The organism is Stenotrophomonas sp. YJH_SMC_16, from assembly GCF_059367875.1.
In genome coordinates this window covers 116,801-134,780 of record NZ_JCAFRH010000005.1, presented here as the reverse complement: position 1 = coordinate 134,780, position 17,980 = coordinate 116,801, and the positions used below count along the sequence as shown (strand labels likewise).

The 17,980-nt window shown below is 66.0% G+C and carries 15 protein-coding genes; 12 read left to right on the top strand and 3 right to left on the bottom strand.

The features are described 5' to 3' along the window. Positions 1-23: 23 nt before the first annotated feature. The 6 genes from AC5P6E_RS12685 to AC5P6E_RS12660 all read left to right on the top strand — a co-directional run bounded on the left by AC5P6E_RS12685 (position 24) and on the right by AC5P6E_RS12660 (position 9,081). Complete coding sequence (locus AC5P6E_RS12685) at positions 24-509, top strand: GNAT family N-acetyltransferase (protein WP_010480482.1); 486 nt, start codon at positions 24-26, stop codon at positions 507-509. Positions 510-526: 17 nt separating this feature from the next. After that, a complete protein-coding gene (gene epmA, locus AC5P6E_RS12680) occupies positions 527-1,462 on the top strand; it encodes an EF-P lysine aminoacylase EpmA (RefSeq protein ID WP_050815680.1) in 936 nt (311 codons plus the stop codon). Positions 1,463-1,604: 142 nt separating this feature from the next. Continuing rightward, entirely contained in the window at positions 1,605-2,333 is a 729-nt protein-coding gene (locus AC5P6E_RS12675) for a DUF3011 domain-containing protein (protein ID WP_010480486.1), read from the top strand. A 47-nt stretch (positions 2,334-2,380) separates the two neighbouring features. Beyond that, positions 2,381-3,445 (top strand): S-methyl-5-thioribose-1-phosphate isomerase, encoded by a 1,065-nt coding sequence (gene mtnA, locus AC5P6E_RS12670; protein WP_010480489.1) that lies wholly within the window; start codon positions 2,381-2,383, stop codon positions 3,443-3,445. Positions 3,446-3,706: 261 nt separating this feature from the next. After that, positions 3,707-6,421 carry a DNA gyrase subunit A gene (gene gyrA, locus AC5P6E_RS12665; protein WP_019337314.1) on the top strand — a complete coding sequence of 905 codons (2,715 nt, stop codon included), beginning with the start codon at positions 3,707-3,709 and terminating at the stop codon, positions 6,419-6,421. A 131-nt stretch (positions 6,422-6,552) separates the two neighbouring features. Further along, positions 6,553-9,081, top strand: coding sequence for a membrane-bound PQQ-dependent dehydrogenase, glucose/quinate/shikimate family (locus AC5P6E_RS12660; RefSeq protein WP_241888046.1), 2,529 nt, complete (start codon positions 6,553-6,555; stop codon positions 9,079-9,081). Positions 9,082-9,124: 43 nt separating this feature from the next. On the opposite strand, the gene AC5P6E_RS12655 is transcribed toward AC5P6E_RS12660, so the two are convergent. Further along, positions 9,125-10,114, bottom strand: coding sequence for a zinc-dependent alcohol dehydrogenase family protein (locus AC5P6E_RS12655; protein ID WP_049455462.1), 990 nt, complete (start codon positions 10,112-10,114; stop codon positions 9,125-9,127). A 118-nt stretch (positions 10,115-10,232) separates the two neighbouring features. On the opposite strand from AC5P6E_RS12655, the gene AC5P6E_RS12650 reads away from it, so the two are divergent. The 4 genes from AC5P6E_RS12650 to AC5P6E_RS12635 all read left to right on the top strand — a co-directional run bounded on the left by AC5P6E_RS12650 (position 10,233) and on the right by AC5P6E_RS12635 (position 13,472). After that, a complete protein-coding gene (locus AC5P6E_RS12650; protein ID WP_019337311.1) occupies positions 10,233-11,138 on the top strand; it encodes a LysR family transcriptional regulator in 906 nt (301 codons plus the stop codon). A 51-nt stretch (positions 11,139-11,189) separates the two neighbouring features. After that, positions 11,190-11,690, top strand: a complete 501-nt coding sequence (locus tag AC5P6E_RS12645) for a DUF4952 domain-containing protein (protein WP_019337310.1) — start codon at positions 11,190-11,192, stop codon at positions 11,688-11,690. Positions 11,691-11,754: 64 nt separating this feature from the next. Continuing rightward, positions 11,755-13,185 carry a serine hydrolase domain-containing protein gene (locus AC5P6E_RS12640; RefSeq protein WP_019337309.1) on the top strand — a complete coding sequence of 477 codons (1,431 nt, stop codon included), beginning with the start codon at positions 11,755-11,757 and terminating at the stop codon, positions 13,183-13,185. A gap of 62 nt (positions 13,186-13,247) precedes the next feature. Then, positions 13,248-13,472: a hypothetical protein gene (locus AC5P6E_RS12635; RefSeq protein WP_138984362.1), complete on the top strand. Its 225-nt coding sequence runs from the start codon at positions 13,248-13,250 to the stop codon at positions 13,470-13,472. 12 nt (positions 13,473-13,484) lie between these two features. Here the strand turns inward: AC5P6E_RS12635 and AC5P6E_RS12630 are convergent, their stop codons facing one another. Together AC5P6E_RS12630 and AC5P6E_RS12625 are read right to left on the bottom strand one after the other, a co-directional pair. After that, complete coding sequence (locus tag AC5P6E_RS12630; protein ID WP_019337307.1) at positions 13,485-13,877, bottom strand: DUF3037 domain-containing protein; 393 nt, start codon at positions 13,875-13,877, stop codon at positions 13,485-13,487. Beyond that, entirely contained in the window at positions 13,855-14,631 is a 777-nt protein-coding gene (locus AC5P6E_RS12625; RefSeq protein ID WP_043398508.1) for a HipA family kinase, read from the bottom strand. The genes AC5P6E_RS12630 and AC5P6E_RS12625 overlap by 23 nt, the downstream gene beginning before the upstream one ends. 238 nt (positions 14,632-14,869) lie before the next feature. Here AC5P6E_RS12625 and AC5P6E_RS12620 point away from each other — a divergent pair, with 238 nt between their 5' ends. Then, positions 14,870-15,199, top strand: coding sequence for a hypothetical protein (locus AC5P6E_RS12620; RefSeq protein ID WP_010480503.1), 330 nt, complete (start codon positions 14,870-14,872; stop codon positions 15,197-15,199). 167 nt (positions 15,200-15,366) lie between these two features. After that, the gene (locus AC5P6E_RS12615; protein ID WP_257471288.1) at positions 15,367-17,829 is read left to right on the top strand and encodes a prolyl oligopeptidase family serine peptidase; all 2,463 of its coding nucleotides are present in this window, start codon (positions 15,367-15,369) and stop codon (positions 17,827-17,829) included. The last annotated feature ends 151 nt before the right edge of the window (positions 17,830-17,980 follow it).

Sequence of the window (17,980 nt, the reverse complement as noted above, 5' to 3'; positions counted from 1 at the left end):
GCATGAAACACAAAGGAACACCGATGCAGACCGCCCCGCTGGATTTCCGCCTGGCTACCCGAGCTGACGAAGAGCTGCTGATCGCGTTGATGCGCGAGTTCTACGCCGAAGACAGGATCGACTTCGATGACGCGCGCGTGCGTCGCGGTGTGGATGCGCTGCTGGCTGACCCGCGCAATGGCGAAGTACTGCTGTGGCTGGACGAGGCGGGCGAGGTGGTCGGCTACGCAGTGATCGCGATGGGCTTCAGCCTGGAGCAGGGCGGCCACTTCATGCTGCTGGACGAGCTGTACCTGAGCCATCGCGCGCGCGGTCGTGGCCGCGGCAAGCAGGCGCTGGCCATCTGCGAACAGCGCGCACGGGGTCGTGGCGTCAGTCGCCTGCGCCTGGAAGTGAACCACCACAACGAACTGGCCCGGCGCCTGTACCTGGCCAGCGGCTACATCGATGACACCCGCGATCTGCTGACTCTGCCGCTGGACCACCCGCGCCCGGAGGGCATCCTGTGAGCGAGGCCCTGCTGCGCATGCTGCAGCAGCGCGCCGCGCTCAATGCGCTGGTGCGCCGCTTCTTCGCCGAGCGCGACGTGCTGGAGGTGGAGACGCCGATCCTGTCGGTGGCCGGCAACACCGAGCCGAACATCGACAGCTTCCATACCGATTTCACCGGCCATGTCGATGCCGGCGGACGCCGCCGCTGGCTGCGCACCTCGCCGGAGTATCCGCTCAAGCGCCTGCTGGCGGCGGGCGTGGGTGACTGTTACGAACTGGGCCGGGTGTTCCGCAACGGCGAGGCGGGCGGCCGCCACAATCCGGAATTCACCATGCTGGAGTGGTACCGGGTCGGTTGGGACCACCATCGCCTGGTGCAGGAAACCGCCGAGCTGGTTGGCCAGGCGCTGGCCCTGGTCGGGCGCAGTGCGACGCTGCGTGTGCTCAGCTACCGCGAGCTGTTCCAGCAGTACGTGGGCGTGGATCCGTTCGATGCCGATGAGGCTGCGCTGCGTGCCGCGCTGGGCGAGGTGCACATCGACCCGGTCGGGCTGACCCGCGATGACTGGCTGGATCTGCTGATGACCCATCATATCCAGCCGCATTTCGATGACGCGGTGATGACCGTGGTCCACGATTGGCCCGCCAGCCAAGCCGCATTGGCACGCATCCGTGCCGGCACGCCGCCACTGGCGGAGCGTTTCGAGCTGTACCTGGGGGCAGTGGAACTGGCCAACGGCTATCACGAACTGAACGACGCCCACGAGCAGCGTGCGCGTTTCCAGCGCGACCTGCAGCGCCGCCATGAGCGCGGCCAGGTGCAGCCGGCACTGGACGAAGCATTGCTGGCCGCATTGCCCTCGATGCCCGCCTGCGCCGGCGTGGCGGTGGGTGTTGATCGGTTGCTGATGGCGATGAACCGCACGCCGCGTATCGCCGATGTGCTGGCCTACGACTTCGCCCACGCGTGAGCGCGGTGCGCACGTTCCTGAACATCGAAGACTGAACGGAATTCCGCGTTTCTGCGCTTGCTTCGGTAAGCGGGATGATGCTCTTATCACGGCAGATGCCGGACACTGGCACGCAGTTCATCCATTCCTGCTGGGGAAGGCTTTGGTCAAGTGGTTTGCGGTTGTCGCTGCACCGGTGTACTCCATCGCGCTCTGGGGTGCCTGGCTGCCGTCATCGGCGTCGGCCCAGCAGGCGGGCTATGACGGCGAAGTGGTGACCTGCGAATCGCGCGACATGGGCTGGGTGCATTGTGATATCGACGTCAGCAATGGCATCGACCTTGTGCGCCAGCTGTCCAGCAACAGCTGCATCCGAGGCAGCGAGTGGGGCACCGACCGCAGTGGCGTGTGGGTCACCCTGGGCTGCCGGGCCGAGTTCCGTGCGCGTCGAGCGCAAGGTGCAGCGCCTGCGGCAACGGAAGGCAAGCGCCTGGTCCGCCGTGTGGTGCGCTGCGAATCCAATGGCCGCCCGCAGAGTTGCCCGGTGCGCCTGGACGGTGCGCCGGTGCGCCTGCTGCGCCAGCTCTCGGTGCTGCCGTGCCGCGAAGGGCAGGGCTGGGGCTACAAGCGCAATGAAGTCTGGACCAGCCGTGGTTGCCAGGGCGATTTCGAAGTGGCGGACGAGGACGGCCGTTTTGTCGACGTGCCGCGCCGCCTGACCTGCGAGTCGAAGTCGAAGAAGCGCCGCTTCTGTGGCGCGAGCATTTCGGTCGGCGCCGTCGTCACCGAACAGTTGTCCAGCACCCCGTGCGAGGAAGGCAACACCTGGGGCTGGAACCGCAACGGGATCTGGGTGGACGGCGGCTGCCGCGCCGAATTCTCGGTGAATTGAGCCGGGGCAGGCTCCAACCGCGCGGGGCGTGGCCCTACAATGGGGCCATGAACACTGCCTCCGACATCGACTACGCCCGTTACGACCACATCCGCCCGATCCTCTGGACCGGCGATGCCCTGCAACTGCTGGACCAGCGCAAGCTGCCGTTCGTGGTCGAGCACGTGGTCTGCCATGACAGTGACGAGGTTGCCGCCGCCATCCACGCGCTGACCGTGCGTGGCGCGCCGGCCATCGGCATTGCCGCGGCCTGGGGCGTGGTGCTGGCCGCACGTGACGTGCAGGCCGCTGATGGCGCGCATGCGCTGCAGCAGCTGGAGCCGGCGCTGCAGCGCCTGAACGCGTCGCGCCCGACCGCCGTCAACCTGGCCTGGGCGCTGGCGCGCATGCGCCGCTGCCTGAATGCCGCCGGTGCCGACTGGAAGGCCGCGCTGGAAGCGGAGGCGCAGGCCATCGCCGAGGAAGACCTGGCCGCCAACCGCCACATGGGCGCGCTGGGCGCCGGCCTGATCGAGGCCGGTAGCGGCGTGCTGACCCATTGCAACACCGGCTCGCTGGCCACCGCCGGCTTCGGTACCGCGTTGGGCGTGATCCGTGCCGGCATGGCCCAGCACCGCATCGCCCGGGTATTTGCCGGCGAGACTCGTCCGTGGCTGCAGGGCGCACGTCTGACCGTGTGGGAGCTGCAGCAGGATGGCATCGACGCCACCCTGATTGCCGATTCGGCCGCCTCGCACCTGATGAAGACCGGTGCTGTGCAGTGGGTGATCGTGGGTGCGGACCGCATCTGCGCCAATGGCGATACCGCCAACAAGATCGGTACCTACCAGCTGGCCATTGCCGCGCGCCACCACGGCGTGAAGTTCATGGTCGTGGCGCCGTCCTCGACGGTGGACATGGAAACTGTGGACGGCAGCCAGATCGAGATCGAGCAGCGCGATCCGGGCGAGCTGTACGGCGTGGGCGGTACCCGCACCGTGGCCGAGGGCATCGCCGCCTGGAACCCGGTGTTCGACGTCACTCCGGGCGAGCTGATCGATGCCATCGTGACCGAGCGCGGGGTGATCCTGAACCCGACCGCCGACAACATGCGCGCCGCCTTCGGCGGCTGAGGCGGGCAGGGTCGCGGATGTCTGGAGAGCCGAGCCCACGCTCGGCTCAGCCAGCGAATCCGCCGCAGCCGAGCATGGGCTCGGCGCTACAGGGGCGGTATGGGGCCCTAAGTTCCTGATTTGTGCCGGTAAAATCCCCGTAAAGGGAGGCGGAAAACGGCCTGTTGTGGTAGTATCCACAGGTTGAATCGAGGTTCCGGCACGACCCCCTCCCGCAGAGGGCTGCGCCGGACTGGACCGCTACCAGACAACGGAACCCGAATGGCAGAAACCGCCAAGGAAATCATCCAGGTCAACCTGGAAGACGAGATGCGCAAGAGCTACCTCGATTACGCCATGAGCGTGATCGTGGGCCGCGCGCTCCCGGATGCGCGCGACGGCCTCAAGCCGGTGCATCGCCGCGTGCTGTTCGCGATGAACGAGTTGAACGCGCACAGCAACAAGCCCTACTTCAAGTCGGCACGTATCGTCGGTGACGTCATCGGTAAGTACCACCCGCATGGCGATCAGTCGGTGTACGACACGCTGGTGCGCCTGGCACAGCCGTTCTCGCTGCGCTACATGCTGGTCGATGGCCAGGGTAACTTCGGCTCCATCGACGGCGACTCCGCCGCAGCGATGCGATACACCGAAGCGCGCATGTCTCGCCTCGCGCATGAGCTGATGGCCGACATCGACAAGGAAACCGTCGATTTCCAGCCCAACTACGACGAAAAGGAACTGGAGCCGACGGTCATGCCGACCCGGTTCCCGAACCTGCTGGTCAATGGTTCGGCCGGTATCGCGGTGGGCATGGCGACCAACATCCCGCCGCACAATCTGAGCGAATCGATCAACGCCTGCATCGCGCTGATCGACAACCCGGAAATCGACGTCGACGGCCTGATGGAATACATCCCGGGTCCGGATTTCCCGACCGCCGGCATCATCAATGGCACCGCCGGCATCGTCGCCGGCTACCGCACCGGCCGTGGCCGCGTGCGCATCCGTGCCAAGGCCGATATCGAAGTGGCCGACAACGGCCGCGAATCGATCATCGTCACCGAGATTCCTTACCAGGTGAACAAGGCGCGTCTGATCGAGAAGATCGCCGAGCTGGTCAAGGAAAAGAAGATCGAAGGCATCAGCGAGCTGCGCGATGAGTCCGACAAGGACGGCATGCGCATCTACATCGAGATCAAGCGCGGTGAATCTGCCGAGGTTGTGCTGAACAACCTGTACCAGCAGACGCAGATGGAATCGGTGTTCGGCATCAACATGGTGGCGCTGGTCGATGGCCGCCCGCAGTTGATGAACCTCAAGCAGATGCTGGAGGCGTTCGTCCGCCACCGTCGCGAAGTGGTCACCCGCCGCACCGTGTTCGAGCTGCGCAAGGCGCGTGCCCGTGCCCACGTGCTGGAAGGCCTGACCGTCGCGCTGGCCAACATCGACGAGATGATCGAACTGATCAAGACCTCGCCGAACCCGAACGAAGCACGTGAGCGCATGCTGGCGCGCGTGTGGGAGCCGGGCCTGGTCGGTGCGATGCTGGGCGCCGCCGGTGCCGAAGCCTCGCGTCCGGAAGACCTGCCCAAGGGCGTGGGCCTGATCGAGGGCGGCTACCAGCTGACCGAGATCCAGGCCACCCAGATCCTGGAAATGCGCCTGCACCGCCTGACCGGGCTGGAGCAGGACCGCCTGACCGACGAGTACAAGCAGCTGCTGGAAGTGATCGCCGGGCTGATCCACATCCTGGAAGACCCCGACCGCCTGCTGCAGGTGATCCGCGAAGAGCTGGTCAGCGTCAAGGCCGAGTTCGGCGACGAGCGTCGTACCGAGATCCGCCACAGCGAAGAAGACCTGGACATCCTCGACCTGATCGCGCCGGAAGACGTGGTGGTCACCGTGTCGCACGCCGGTTACGTGAAGCGCCAGCCGGTGAGCGTGTACCGCGCGCAGCGCCGTGGCGGCCGTGGCCGTAGTGCGGCGGCGACCAAGGAAGAGGATTTCATCGAACAGCTGTGGCTGGTCAACACGCATGACACGCTGCTGACCTTCACCAGTTCGGGCAAGGTGTTCTGGCTGCCGGTCTACCAGCTGCCCGAAGCCGGTTCCAACGCTCGTGGCCGTCCGATCATCAACTGGATTCCGCTGGAACCGGGCGAACGCGTGCAGGCCGTGCTGCCGGTGCGCGAGTACGCCGACGGCCAGTTCGTGTTTTTCGCCACGAAGAACGGTACGGTCAAGAAGACCCCGCTGGGCGAGTTCGCCTTCCGTCTGGCCCGCGGCAAGATCGCGATCAACCTCGACGAGGGCGACGCGCTGGTTGGCGTCGGCCTGACCGACGGCGAGCGCGACATCCTGCTGTTCGCCTCCAACGGCAAGACCGTGCGCTTCGGCGAGGACAAGGTCCGCTCGATGGGCCGTACCGCGACCGGCGTGCGTGGCATCAAGATGCCGGCCGGCGAGGAAGTGGTCAGCCTGATCGTGGCCGAAAGTGCCGGTGGCATCGAGGACGAGAACGAGGACGACAACGGTGTCGAAGAAGCCGCCGCCAATGGCGATGCGGTGATCGACGGCGCTGACGACGCCAGCGTGCAGTACATCCTAACCGCCACCGAGAACGGCTATGGCAAGCGCACCCCGCTGCCGGACTACCCGCGCAAGGGCCGTGGTACGCAGGGCGTGATCGGCATCCAGACCACCGAGCGCAACGGCAAGCTGGTCGCCGCGGTGCTGATGGGCTCCAGCGACGAAGTCCTGCTGATCTCCGATGGCGGCACCCTGGTGCGTACGCGTGGCTCGGAAATCAGCCGCGTCGGCCGCAACACCCAGGGCGTCACCCTGATCCGCCTGTCCAAGGACGAGAAGCTGCAGGCGGTGGAGCGCATGGATGCCTCGATCGACGAGGACGAGGACGAGGTGGCGGCTGCCGCCCCGGCCACGACCGACGGCGCCCCGGCTGCGGCCAGCAGCGAGGACGCCGCGCAGGAGTGATCCTGCCGCGAGCCTGAAGTACCCGACGACGCCGGCCCTGTGCCGGCGTCGTCGTATCCGGACGCCACACATACGCGCGCGCTTCACGCCGGCGGTGGGATAAGGGCGCATGCTGCCCCCGGAGATCGACGATGTCCGTCACGCCGCCGTCCGATCCTGCTCCTGTCCGAACCCCGCGCCATCCGCTGGTGACCGTGCTGTCGCTGTTGCTGGTCGTGCTCGGCCTGGTCATCGGCGGGCTCGGCGCATGGCTGCTCAGCCTTGGCGGCTCGGCGTACTACGCCATCGCCGGGCTCGGCCTGCTGGCCAGCGGCCTCCTGCTGTTCGGCAACCGTCGCAGCGGCGCGCTGCTGTACGCGCTGGTGTTCATCGGCACACTGCTGTGGACCTGGTGGGAGTCAGGCAGCGACTACTGGCGTTGGGTGCCGCGCCTGGGCCTCGTTACGGCCCTGGGCATCGTGGTGGCGCTGCTCGCACCGACCCTGCGCGAACCGGTGTCCAAGCGCCTGTCGCGCAGCGTGGCGGGCGTGCTGATGCTGGTGTTCGTAGCTGCCTTCGGCCTGGCCTTTGCGCCGCATGGTGAAGTGGACGGGCACCTGCCGTTCCCGGAAGGCGCGGTCAGCGCCGGACTGGAACCTACGCGCGATACCACGGGCCTGCAGCCGGCTGACCAGCCCGCCGAGGGCGACTGGCCGGCGTGGGGCCGCAGCAATGCGGCCACCCGCTATTCGCCGCTGCAGCAGATCACCCCGGCCAATGTGGCCACGCTGCAGCCGGCCTGGCAGTTCCGTACCGGCGATATGCCGAAGAAGCGCTGGGGCGCGGAAACCACGCCGCTGAAGATTGGCGATCGCCTGTACCTGTGCACCGCGCGCAACCGCCTGATCGCACTCGACGCCGCCAGCGGCAAGGAGCTGTGGCGGTTCGATCCAAGGGTGAAGGATGCTTCGATTCCCTATACCGCTGCCTGTCGCGGTGTGAGCTATTACGAGCAGCCCAGCACGCCGACCGTTGCTGATGCGGCATTGGCCGATGTCGCCGCTGATCTGGCGCTGCCGGAACCGCCGCCCAGCATCACCCGCAGTGTTGCACCGGGCAGTCGTCCGGCATGCTGGGCGCGCATCATCGAAGGCACGCTGGATGGGCGCATCATCGCGGTGGATGCGGACAGTGGCCGCCCGTGCGCGAATTTCGGCAACAACGGCCAGGTCGACATCACCCTGGGCATGGGCGAAGTGCCGCCGGGCTATGTGTCGATCACCTCGCCGCCGGCCATCGTGCGCGGCGTGATCGTGACCGGTCATCAGGTGCTCGACGGACAGCGCCGCGATGCGCCCTCGGGCGTGATCCAGGCCTACGATGCCATCACCGGCAAGCTGCGCTGGGCATGGGACATGGACCAGCCCGAGCGCAGCGGCTTGCCGCCGCGCGAGCAGACCTATACGCGTGGCACACCCAACATGTGGACCACCGCCACCGGTGATGAAGCACTGGGGCTGGTCTACCTGCCGCTGGGCAATTCTGCGGGAGACTATTGGAGTGGCTCGCGCACGGAGAGCCAGAACCGCTATGCAACCTCGCTGGTGGCGATCGACGTGGCCACCGGCAAGCCGGTCTGGCATTTCCAGGCGGTGCGCAAGGATGTGTGGGACTACGACCTGGGTTCGCAGGCCAGCCTGATCGACTACCCGACGGCGGCGGGCAAGGTGCCGGCGATCCTGTTGCCGACCAAGCAGGGCGACCTCTATATCCTCGATCGCCGCAACGGCCAGCTGCTGACCGCCGCCGAAGAGCGCAAGGTGCCGGTCGGCGGCGTCGAACCCGAGCAGCGTTCACCCACCCAGCTGTTTTCGCTGTACCACACGCTGCGCCGCGAACATGACCTGACCGAGCGCGACATGTGGGGCATCACCCCGATCGACCAGCTGGTCTGCCGCATCCAGTTCCGCAAGGCGTACTACGAAGGCTTCTACACGCCGCCGAGCAGCGAGCGCCATTCCATCGAGTACCCTGGCTACAACGGCGGCTCGGACTGGGGCAGCGTGTCCATCGATACGCGCCGCGGCGTGATCGTGGCCAACTACAACGACATGCCCAACTACAACCGGCTGGTGCCACGCGCCGAGGCCGACCGGCTGGGCTGGCTGCCACGCGAGAAGATCCGGTTCGACAAGGGCGGTGCAGAAGGCGCGGGCGACCCGCAGGTGGGCACGCCGTATGGCATCCAGGTCAACGCTGGTTGGCGGCTGCCGTTCACCGGCCTGCTGTGCAAGCAGCCGCCCTATGGCGGTATCCGTGCCATCGACCTGCGTACCGGCAAGCTGCTGTGGGACCGTCCATTCGGCAGTGCGCGCGGCAACGGACCGTTCGGCATCCGTTCCGGCCTGCCGATCGAGATCGGCACGCCGAACAATGGTGGTTCGGTGATCACCGCCAGCGGCCTGATCTTCATCGCCGCTGCCACCGATGACCTGCTGCGTGCCATTGACCTGAAGACCGGCAAGGAACTGTGGCATGCCAAGCTGCCCGCGGGCGGCCAGGCCAATCCGATGGTGTACGAGCAGGGCGGGCGCCAGTACGTAGTGATCATGGCCGGCGGCCACCATTTCATGGAAACCCCGAACGGCGATTATGTGATGGCGTTTGCGTTGCCCAGGTAACCGCAATGGGGGCGATGATCCACCCCCATTGCATGACGCTGGATCACACCGTCACCACCACCTTGCCGATCTGCTCGTTCGATTCCAGGTAACGGTGTGCCTCCTGGATCTGCGCAAACGGGAACACCTTGGCAATCTTTGGCGCCAGCGTGCCCTTGTCCAGGCCATCGACGATGAACGCCTTGGCGCGGGCCAGTGCGGCATCGTCAGAAACGATTTCCGAGTACAGATAGCCCTTCAGCGTCAGCGACTTGCCCAGCACGTTGAACAGCGGGAACGGCGTGGGTTCGCTGCTCAGCGCGCCGTACTCCAGCAGGATGCCGGCACGGGCCATCGCTTCGGTGAGCGGCACGAACTGCGGGCCACCGATCGGATCGAACACCACACGGGCACCGGCACCGCCGGTGATGCGCGCCACTTCGGTCACCAGATCCTGCTCCTGGGTGGCGATGACGTGGGCGGCACCGGCATCGAGCAGGGCTTGGCGCTTGCCCGGGCCACGGGTGACCGCGATCGGCGTGGCGCCTACTGCATTGGCGATCTGGATGGCGGCCAGGCCGACGCTGCTGCTGGCGGCGGTAATGATGACGAAATCCCCGGCGGCCAGATGAGCCTGTTCCAGCAGCGCGCCCCAGGCGGTGACGTACTGCATCCACACCGCGGCCGCCGTTTCAAAGTCCAACGCCTGTGGGTGCTTGACCACCAGTCGTGCCGGCACGTTGGCCAGCTCGCCATAGGTGCCCCAGCGCGCGATGTCCAGTGGCGGTATCACGCTGACCGCATCGCCAGCAGTGAAGCCGCTCACCGCACTGCCGACCGCTTCGATCACGCCAGCGGCCTCATAGCCCAGCCGGCTGGGGAACTGCGCTTCCTGCAGATAGGCGCCGTTGCGGAACATCACCTCGGCGCGGTTCAGGCCGATTGCCTTCACCCGGATCTGGACTTCGTCAGGGGCGGGGGCGGGAACGTCGATATCGTCGATGCGCAGCACATCGGCACTGCCATATTCGTGGATGCGGACAATCTGGCTCATGGGGGCTCCGAGGAAGGGCCGACGAGGGCGTCGGCGAAAGGGTCACGGCTACTGTGCGCGTAGTCTGCATCCAGAATAAGGGGTAATCTGGTGTTTCATTGAAGAACAATTGTTTGCAATGGACCTGATCGCTCCCCTGCGGACCTTCGCCAAGGTGGCCGAGGTCGGCTCCTTCGCCGCCGCTGCCGAGGCACTGGACCTGTCGCCGCAGCTGGTCGGCAAGCATATCCAGGCGCTGGAGCAGCACCTGGGCATGCGCCTGCTCAACCGCACCACGCGCAAGCAGAGCCTGACCGACTTCGGCCAGGCCTACCTGGCGCGGGCGCGGGTGATCCTGGAGGAAGTGGAGGGCGCCGAGCAATTGGCGGAAGTGGCGCGTGGACGGCCGATGGGGCGCCTGCGCATCAGCGCGCCGGTCACCTTCGGCGTGCACGCACTGGGCCCGGCGGTGGTGGCTTACATGCAGCAGTACCCGGATGTGCAGGTCGATCTGAATCTGTCCAACAGCTTGGTGGACATCGTCGAGGACGGCTACGACCTGGTGTTCCGTACCGGTGACCTGGCCGACAGCGGGCTGGTGGCGCGACGGCTGGGGCCGTATCCGCTCGTCCTATGTGCCTCGCCGGACTACCTGGCTTCGCGCCCGGCCATCACCCATCCCAATGACCTGAGCCGCCACGAGTGCCTGGGCTTCGCGCATTCGATCATCCGCACACGCTGGAGTTTCCGCGATGCCGATGGCAGCGTGCTGACCGTGCCGGTGTCCAGTCGCTTCATGGTCAACCAGGCCGAGCCGCTGCTGACAGCGGCCGTGGGTGGGCTGGGATTGATCCTGCAGCCCTACGAAATGCTTGCCGCTGTGCTGGCGCGTGGTGAACTGGTGGAAGTGCTGCCGGACCATGTGCCGGTATCGACGTGGATCAACCTGGTGTATCCGCGCGACCGCCAGCTGACGCCCAAGCTGCGCAGCTTCCTGGACTTCTGCGTGGCGCGTTTCACAGAGCAGACGATGGCAAGGCGATAGCGTGGCATCGATCAGCATTCCTGTGTTCCCATGCGAAGGACTCGCCCCGTGATGTCTCTCCTGCTGCCGCAGCATGCCGCCCGCGTCCTGCTGCTGGCGTCATTTTCCAGCGCCAGCGTGCTTGCGCAGCAGACGCCTGCGCAGGCGTTGGCCGAGTGGGAGGTGCAAGGGCGCGCGGATGGCCTGGCGCGACCTGATACTGAATGCCAGGATTTCCTGCAGGCAATGGGCCGGAAGCCTCCGGAACTGCAGTATGTAGGCTGCAGCCAGGATGACGTGTCCTACATCAAGCCGATGGAGGCCCACTATCGTGTTTCAGGCGCGCAAGCGGCGCAGGTCGAAGCCTATCTGCACACGGCATTCGGCCTGCCTGCATTGCGCTACGTCTGTTGTGGCTGGAGCAACGGCGCACCCTACTACTGGCGCGAAGGTCCGGATGCGGTGAGGTATCAGATCGGCATGGGGGTGGAATCGCTGCCGTACGAACGGGGCCAATGGCATAGCATCGAGGCATTCAACGTCACCGTCGAGGTGGTGCGGCAGCGTCCCTAGCGTGGATGCGGCGGGCCGATCCATCGTCTAGGATGCGCCCAGGGATACCCGCAAAGGAATTGCCATGAGGGCTGTTGGACGCCTGTTTCTCTGCAATGCGCTGGCCTGTTTGGTCCTGGTGACCGCCTCGGCATTTCCGGCAGTTGGCGCAGCATCTTCCGAGCGCGAACATCCACGCGCGCGGGATGCCATCGATGACTGGCTTGCCGCCTTCAATGCGGGCAGCCTCGAGGGGTTGCAGGCATTCGCCGACAGATATGCCAAGCAGGAGGGCAGCACGCCCAAGGACTATCTCGAGTTCCGCGAGAGCACGGGCCCGCTGAGCGTTCTGGAAACACTCGAGCGCGCGCCCGGCCAGGCGAAGCTGCTGGTGATGGGCCAGCTGAGCGAACGTGCGATGTGGGTGACGGCGGTCATGGACCCGGCCAACCCGTCGCACGTGAAGCAGTTCCAGATCGAGGGCACTGAAACGCCGGACAAATACAAGCCGGCACGGGTTGCATTGCCTGCGCTGATGGCTGATGCCGCGGCAAGGCTGGAGGCGCTGCGGGCGCAGGACGCGCTGTCGGGTGCATTGCAGGTGGCGCAGAATGGCAAGGTGCTGCTGGACTGGCGCGGTGGCGATGCCGATCGCACCGCTGGCATTCCAGTGGACGTGGATACACAGTTCCGCCTTGCGTCCTCCAACAAGATGTTCACCGCAGTGGCCGTCCTGCAGCTGGTGCAGGACGGCAAGCTCAGTCTCGATGACACGATCGGCAGTTGCCTGCCGGACTATCCGAACAAGGCCGTTGCCAACAGCGTAACCGTTCGCCAGCTGCTGTCACACACCAGTGGCCTGGGCGACTTCTTCGGCGACGATTTCGAACAGTATTCCGCGTCGTTGAAGACGCTGGATGACTACGTGCGGCGCTTTGCCAAGGATGCGCCGCAATTCACGCCAGGCAGCCAGGACAGCTACTCGAACTATGGCTTCATCGTGCTTGGGCGGATCATCGAGGTCGTCTCCGGGCAGTCGTACTACGCCTATGTGGAGCAACACATCCTGCGCCCGGCGGGCATGATGGGCACCGGCTTCGAACCGGAAACAGTGAACGTCCCGCAGCGTGCCGTCGCCTACACGAAGAAGGACGGGCAATGGGTCCGTGAAACGAAGTCGCTGCCCTGGCGCGGCATGTCAGCCGGTGGTGGCTACAGCGCGGTGGGCGACATGGTGAAGTTCGCCGAGGCATTGCGCAGTGGAAAGCTGGTCTCACCTGCATTGCTGCAGCAGGCCACCACGGCGCAGAACCACAAGGGCTGGTATGGATTCGGCTTCGTGGTGCAGGGCAAGGGCAGGGAGCACCAGTACGGCCACGAAGGCGGTGCGCCCGGATCGAACAGTGCCATCGTGGTGATGCCCGCACAGGGCTATGTGATCGTTGGCCTGGCCAATGTCGATCCGGATGCGATCAGCAACGTGGTCAACTACATCGCGCGAAGAGTGCCGTTGTAGCCCCGAGCGACTGTGCTGCAGCGATGTTGACGCTGGGGCAGTTGGCGGACCAGAATCGGGCCATGAGCCGATTCCTTCCCGTGGTGTGTCTGGTCGCCAGCATGGTGCTCCTGCTGCGCGGGGTGCACGTGATACTCAGGGGTGTCCCGGCGATGGCCAGCGAAGGTACCAGTGCTGCGTATGCACAAGGCTACCTGCATGGACAGGCAGCAGCCGGGTGGGTGTTGATTTCCGCTGCGGTAGCCTGTGCACTCATTGCCTGGTACCGGGCGCGCGCCAGGAAGTGAGAGACGGGCGCATCAGCGCGGCACCCGCACCATCTTCGTCATCAAGTGTTCCACCACGCCCGCCGGGTCCGCAGTGCGGCCCACATGCGTGCTCGACATCTGCACAACCGAACTGCGCTTGGCGGTAAGGAAATGGAAGCGCGCTCGCGCGGGCAGCTGCGCGATGGGGCCGGCGCTGGCGTCGCCGCGGCAGATGGCCACGATCGCATCCAGCCACGGCTGCAGCGCCTCCTGGTCCAGCGCCGGCGCGAAGGCGCGCAGGCGCGCAGGATCGATCTCGATGGCCGCCTCCAGATGACGCGCGCCAGGACAGGAGACGATCACCCCGACGTTGATGAATTCCTCGCGTTCCACCCGCGGTACCACGCGGATGACCGCGTAGTCATACGTGTGCAGCGTGGGCACGGATGGCCTCCTGCACGAACACCGCACGCACTTTCAGGCGATGCTTGAGATAGTCGATGTAGCCTTGGCGATAGGCCTGCGGACTGTCGAATGCCGGCTCGTTGACCAGCCAGCTGTCCGGCACCAGGCCGACGATGCGCTCGATCTCGGCATCGGTCAGGCGCGCGGCCAGTTCGGCATCCACCTCGGCGATGCGGCTGGCGAACGACAGCAGCACGTGGTCGCGGATCAGCACGAACGGCTTTTCGCAGGCATCGCCGGCGTTGGCCCAGTCGTGATGGAAGTACATGGCCGCACCGTGATCGATCAGGTACAGCTTTCGATGCCACACCATCAGGTTCGGATTGCGCGTGGTGCGATCGACATTGCTGGTGAGCGCATCGAACCAGACGATGCGCGAGGCCAGATCGGCATCCACCGGCATCGCCGCCGGGTCGTAGTTGATCGCACCGGGCAGGTAGTCCAGGCCCAGGTTCAGGCCCTCGCTGGCACGGATCAGCTCCTGGATTTCCGGGTCCGGTTCGGTGCGGGCGAACTCGCGGTCCAGCTCCACGAACAGGATTTCCGGAATCGGCAGGCCCAGCGTGCGCGCCATTTCGCCGGCGATCAGCTCGGCGATCAGCGCCTTCGGGCCCTGGCCTGCGCCACGGAACTTCAGCACGGCCATGCCGTCGTCGTCGGTCTCGACCACGGCCGGCAGGGAGCCACCTTCCCGCAAGGGAGTGATGTAGCGGAGGGCATGTACGGTGCGCATGGGCGCATTCTAGCGTGGTGCGGGTGCAACCCCCTGATCGGCGAAGACCGAGTTCGGCCTTCACCTGTCCCTTCCGCCTGCGATGGCAGCATCGTGCTCCAGGAACCCTTGGGTTCATGGGCGTACTGGCACTCTCGATGCAGAGGCTTCAGGCCGGGCACCTGCTCGGCTGCCAGCGACGCGCACTGCGAAGCGGAAACCTCATCCACGATGTCCTGCAGGCTACGGAGGTGCACCGATGAGCGACGAATTCACTCCCATGCTGCCGCCCTTGGACGACGCCAAGGTCGAGGAAATGATCGGCAAGGTCGTACTGGTAGGGGTGACCCGCTATGGCGGCGACGGCCAGGTAAAGGGGCTGGAGCAGTATGCCGGCACGGTGCTGCGCATCAGCGCCGACGAGGGCGTGGTGCTGGCCGACGAGAATGATGGCCACGAGCGCTACCTGCCGCCGATGCTGGACCAGTACCAGCCAGCCGAGCCCGGGGAGTACCGCATGCACACCAGTGGCATGATCGTGGTCGACCCCGACTACCTGGCCACCTGGGACCTGCACGCGCAGCAGTAGTGCCAAGCCATGCCTGGCAGGTGCCGGCAGTTCCCCGGCACCTCCCGGAGCTGCACTTTGCCCCATCCGTCCACTAGCCCTTCCGGCCCATTCACGACAACCCCTGCGGTGCTAGATTCGGGTCCATGCCCGATTCCGGGTACCCATTCACACTCCAGGGGATAAGGATGCTGATCCGTCGAACCTCTCTGGCGGCGGCCGTTGCCGTCGCCACCGTCGGCCTGCTGGCCGCTGGCCCGGCGCTTGCCGACTACGCCAAGCCGCCGGAACACCTGCTCAAGGTGCTGAAGGCACCGCCGCCGCCGGCGCCGAACGTGGCCCCGGGCGGCCAGCGCCTGCTGCTGACCACCGCGCAGACCTACCCGTCAATCAGCCGCGTCGCCCAGCCGTACCTGAAGCTGGCCGGCGTGCGCCTGGAGCCGAAGAATCGCAGCCGCCATGACACCCCCGGTGGCTACGGCATTCCGGCCTGCGTGGCCGACTTCACCCTGGTCGATATCGGCAGCGGCAAGGAGACCAAGGTCAACCTGCCGCAGGGCTGCGCCACCGGCGCGCTGTGGTCGGCCGATGGCAGCCACTTCGCCTTCCAGAATGCGGTCGATACCAGCGTGCAGCTGTGGGTGGGCGATGCGGCCACCGGCCAGGTGAAGCAGGTGCCGAACGTGCAGCTGAACCCGATCTTCGGCTACACCGTGCAGTGGCTGGGCGGCAGCCAGAATCTGCTGGTGAAGCTGGTCCCGGCCAATCAGGGCCCGGCGCCGTCCAATGGCGGCGTGCCGACCGGTCCGGACGCGCAGGAGTCGCTGGGCAGCAGCGGCGAAAGCAGCACCTACGAAGCCCGCGACACGCTGACCAGCGTCCATGACGAGAAGCTGTTCGCCTATTACGGTACTTCGCAGCTGGCCGTGGTCGATACCGTCGCCAACCGCGTGCGCCCGGTCGGGCAACCGGCGCTGTTCAATGAAGTCAGCGCCGCGCCCGATGGCGTGCACGTGCTGACCGAATCGATCAAGGCACCGTATTCGCATGCGGTGACCTACCAGCGCTTCGCCAACGACGTGGCCGTGCTGGACATCGCCAGCGGCAAGTCCACGCCGATCGCCAGCCTGCCGTTGGCCGACCGCGTGCCGGTGCACGGCGTACCGGAAGGTCCGCGCGGTTTCGACTGGCGTGCCACCGATCCGGCCACCCTGGTCTATGCCGAAGCGCTGGACAAGGGCGACTGGAAGGTCAACGTGCCGCATCGCGATCGCGTGCTGATGCTGAAGGCGCCGTTCAACGGCAAGCCGACCGAAATCACCCGCACTACGCAGCGCTTTGAAGGTTTTGCGTGGTCCGCCGATCCGTCCGTGGCGTTCCAGTTCGAGAACGACGAGAACCGCCACTGGATGCAGACCCGCATCGTCGATGTGGACCAGCCGAAGAAGGAAGGCCGCCTGCTGTGGGACATGTCCAGCGATGAGCTGTACGGCAACCCCGGCAACCTGGTCTTCACCCGCCTGTCGAATGGCGCGCAGGTCGTGCGCCGTGAGGGCAACCATGTGTTCCTCAGCGGCCGTGGCGCGTCGCCGCAGGGCGACCGTCCGTTCCTGGACCGCCTGGACCTGGGCACGCTGAAGAGCGAGCGCCTGTTCCGCAGCAGTGCCGATGCCTACGAACAGTTCCTCGGTTTCAGCAACACGCCGGGGCGCTACCTGACCTGGCACCAGTCGGTGATCGATCCGCCGAATGCCTTCATCCGCCAGCAGGGTGAGGCGGTGGCCGACGCGAAGGCCGGCGAGGCGCAGTTCGCGTCCACCACGACCGCGCTGACCAAGCTGGTCGACCCGACCCCGGAAGTGCGCCAGATCAAGAAGCAGCTGGTGACCTACAAGCGCGCCGACGGCGTGGACCTGTCGTTCACCCTGTACACGCCGCCGGGCTACAAGGAGGGCCAGCGCGTGCCGGCGATCCTGTATGCGTACCCGGCCGACTTCGCCAACGCCGCGCAGGCCGGCCAGGTGTCCGGTTCGCAGCAGACCTTCACCCGCCTGCAGCCGTACCGCCTGATGCTGCTGGCCGGCTACGCGATCATCGACAACGCCTCGTTCCCGATCGTGGGTGACCCGAAGAACGCCTACGACACCTACCTGGAGCAGCTGGAAGCCGACGCCAAGGCGGCGGTGGACAAGGCCGTGGACATGGGCGTGGTCGATCGCAACCGCATCGGCGTGACCGGTCACAGCCATGGCGGCCTGATGACCGCCAACCTGATTGCGCACACCAAGCTGTTCAAGGCCGGTGTGGCGACCAGCGGTTCGTACAACAAGACCTTCACCCCGTTCGGCTTCCAGAACGAACGCCGCTCGGTCTGGCAGGCGCAGGACGTGTACCTGAAGGCCTCGCCGTTCTTCTATGCCGACAAGATCAAGCTGCCGCTGCTGCTGGTCCACGGCGAGGACGACGCCAACCCGGGCACCGAGCCGTTCCAGTCGCGCAAGCTCTACCAGGCGATCCGCGGCAACGGCGGCACCACCCGCCTGGTGATGCTGCCGAACGAACCGCACTGGTACACCGCTTTGGAATCGAACGAGCAGCTGGTGGCGGAAATGCTGAACTGGTTCGACACCTACGTGAAGAACGCCAAGTAGCGTCGAGCTTGCTCGACTGCTTTGCACAAGGCCGCCTTCGGGCGGCCTTCCTGCATCCTGCTGTAGAGCCGAGCCCACGCTCGGCTATCCGTTGGCCTGTAAACAGTTGCAGGTGCTATGCAATCAACTGTGGAGACTCGGTAACGACGTG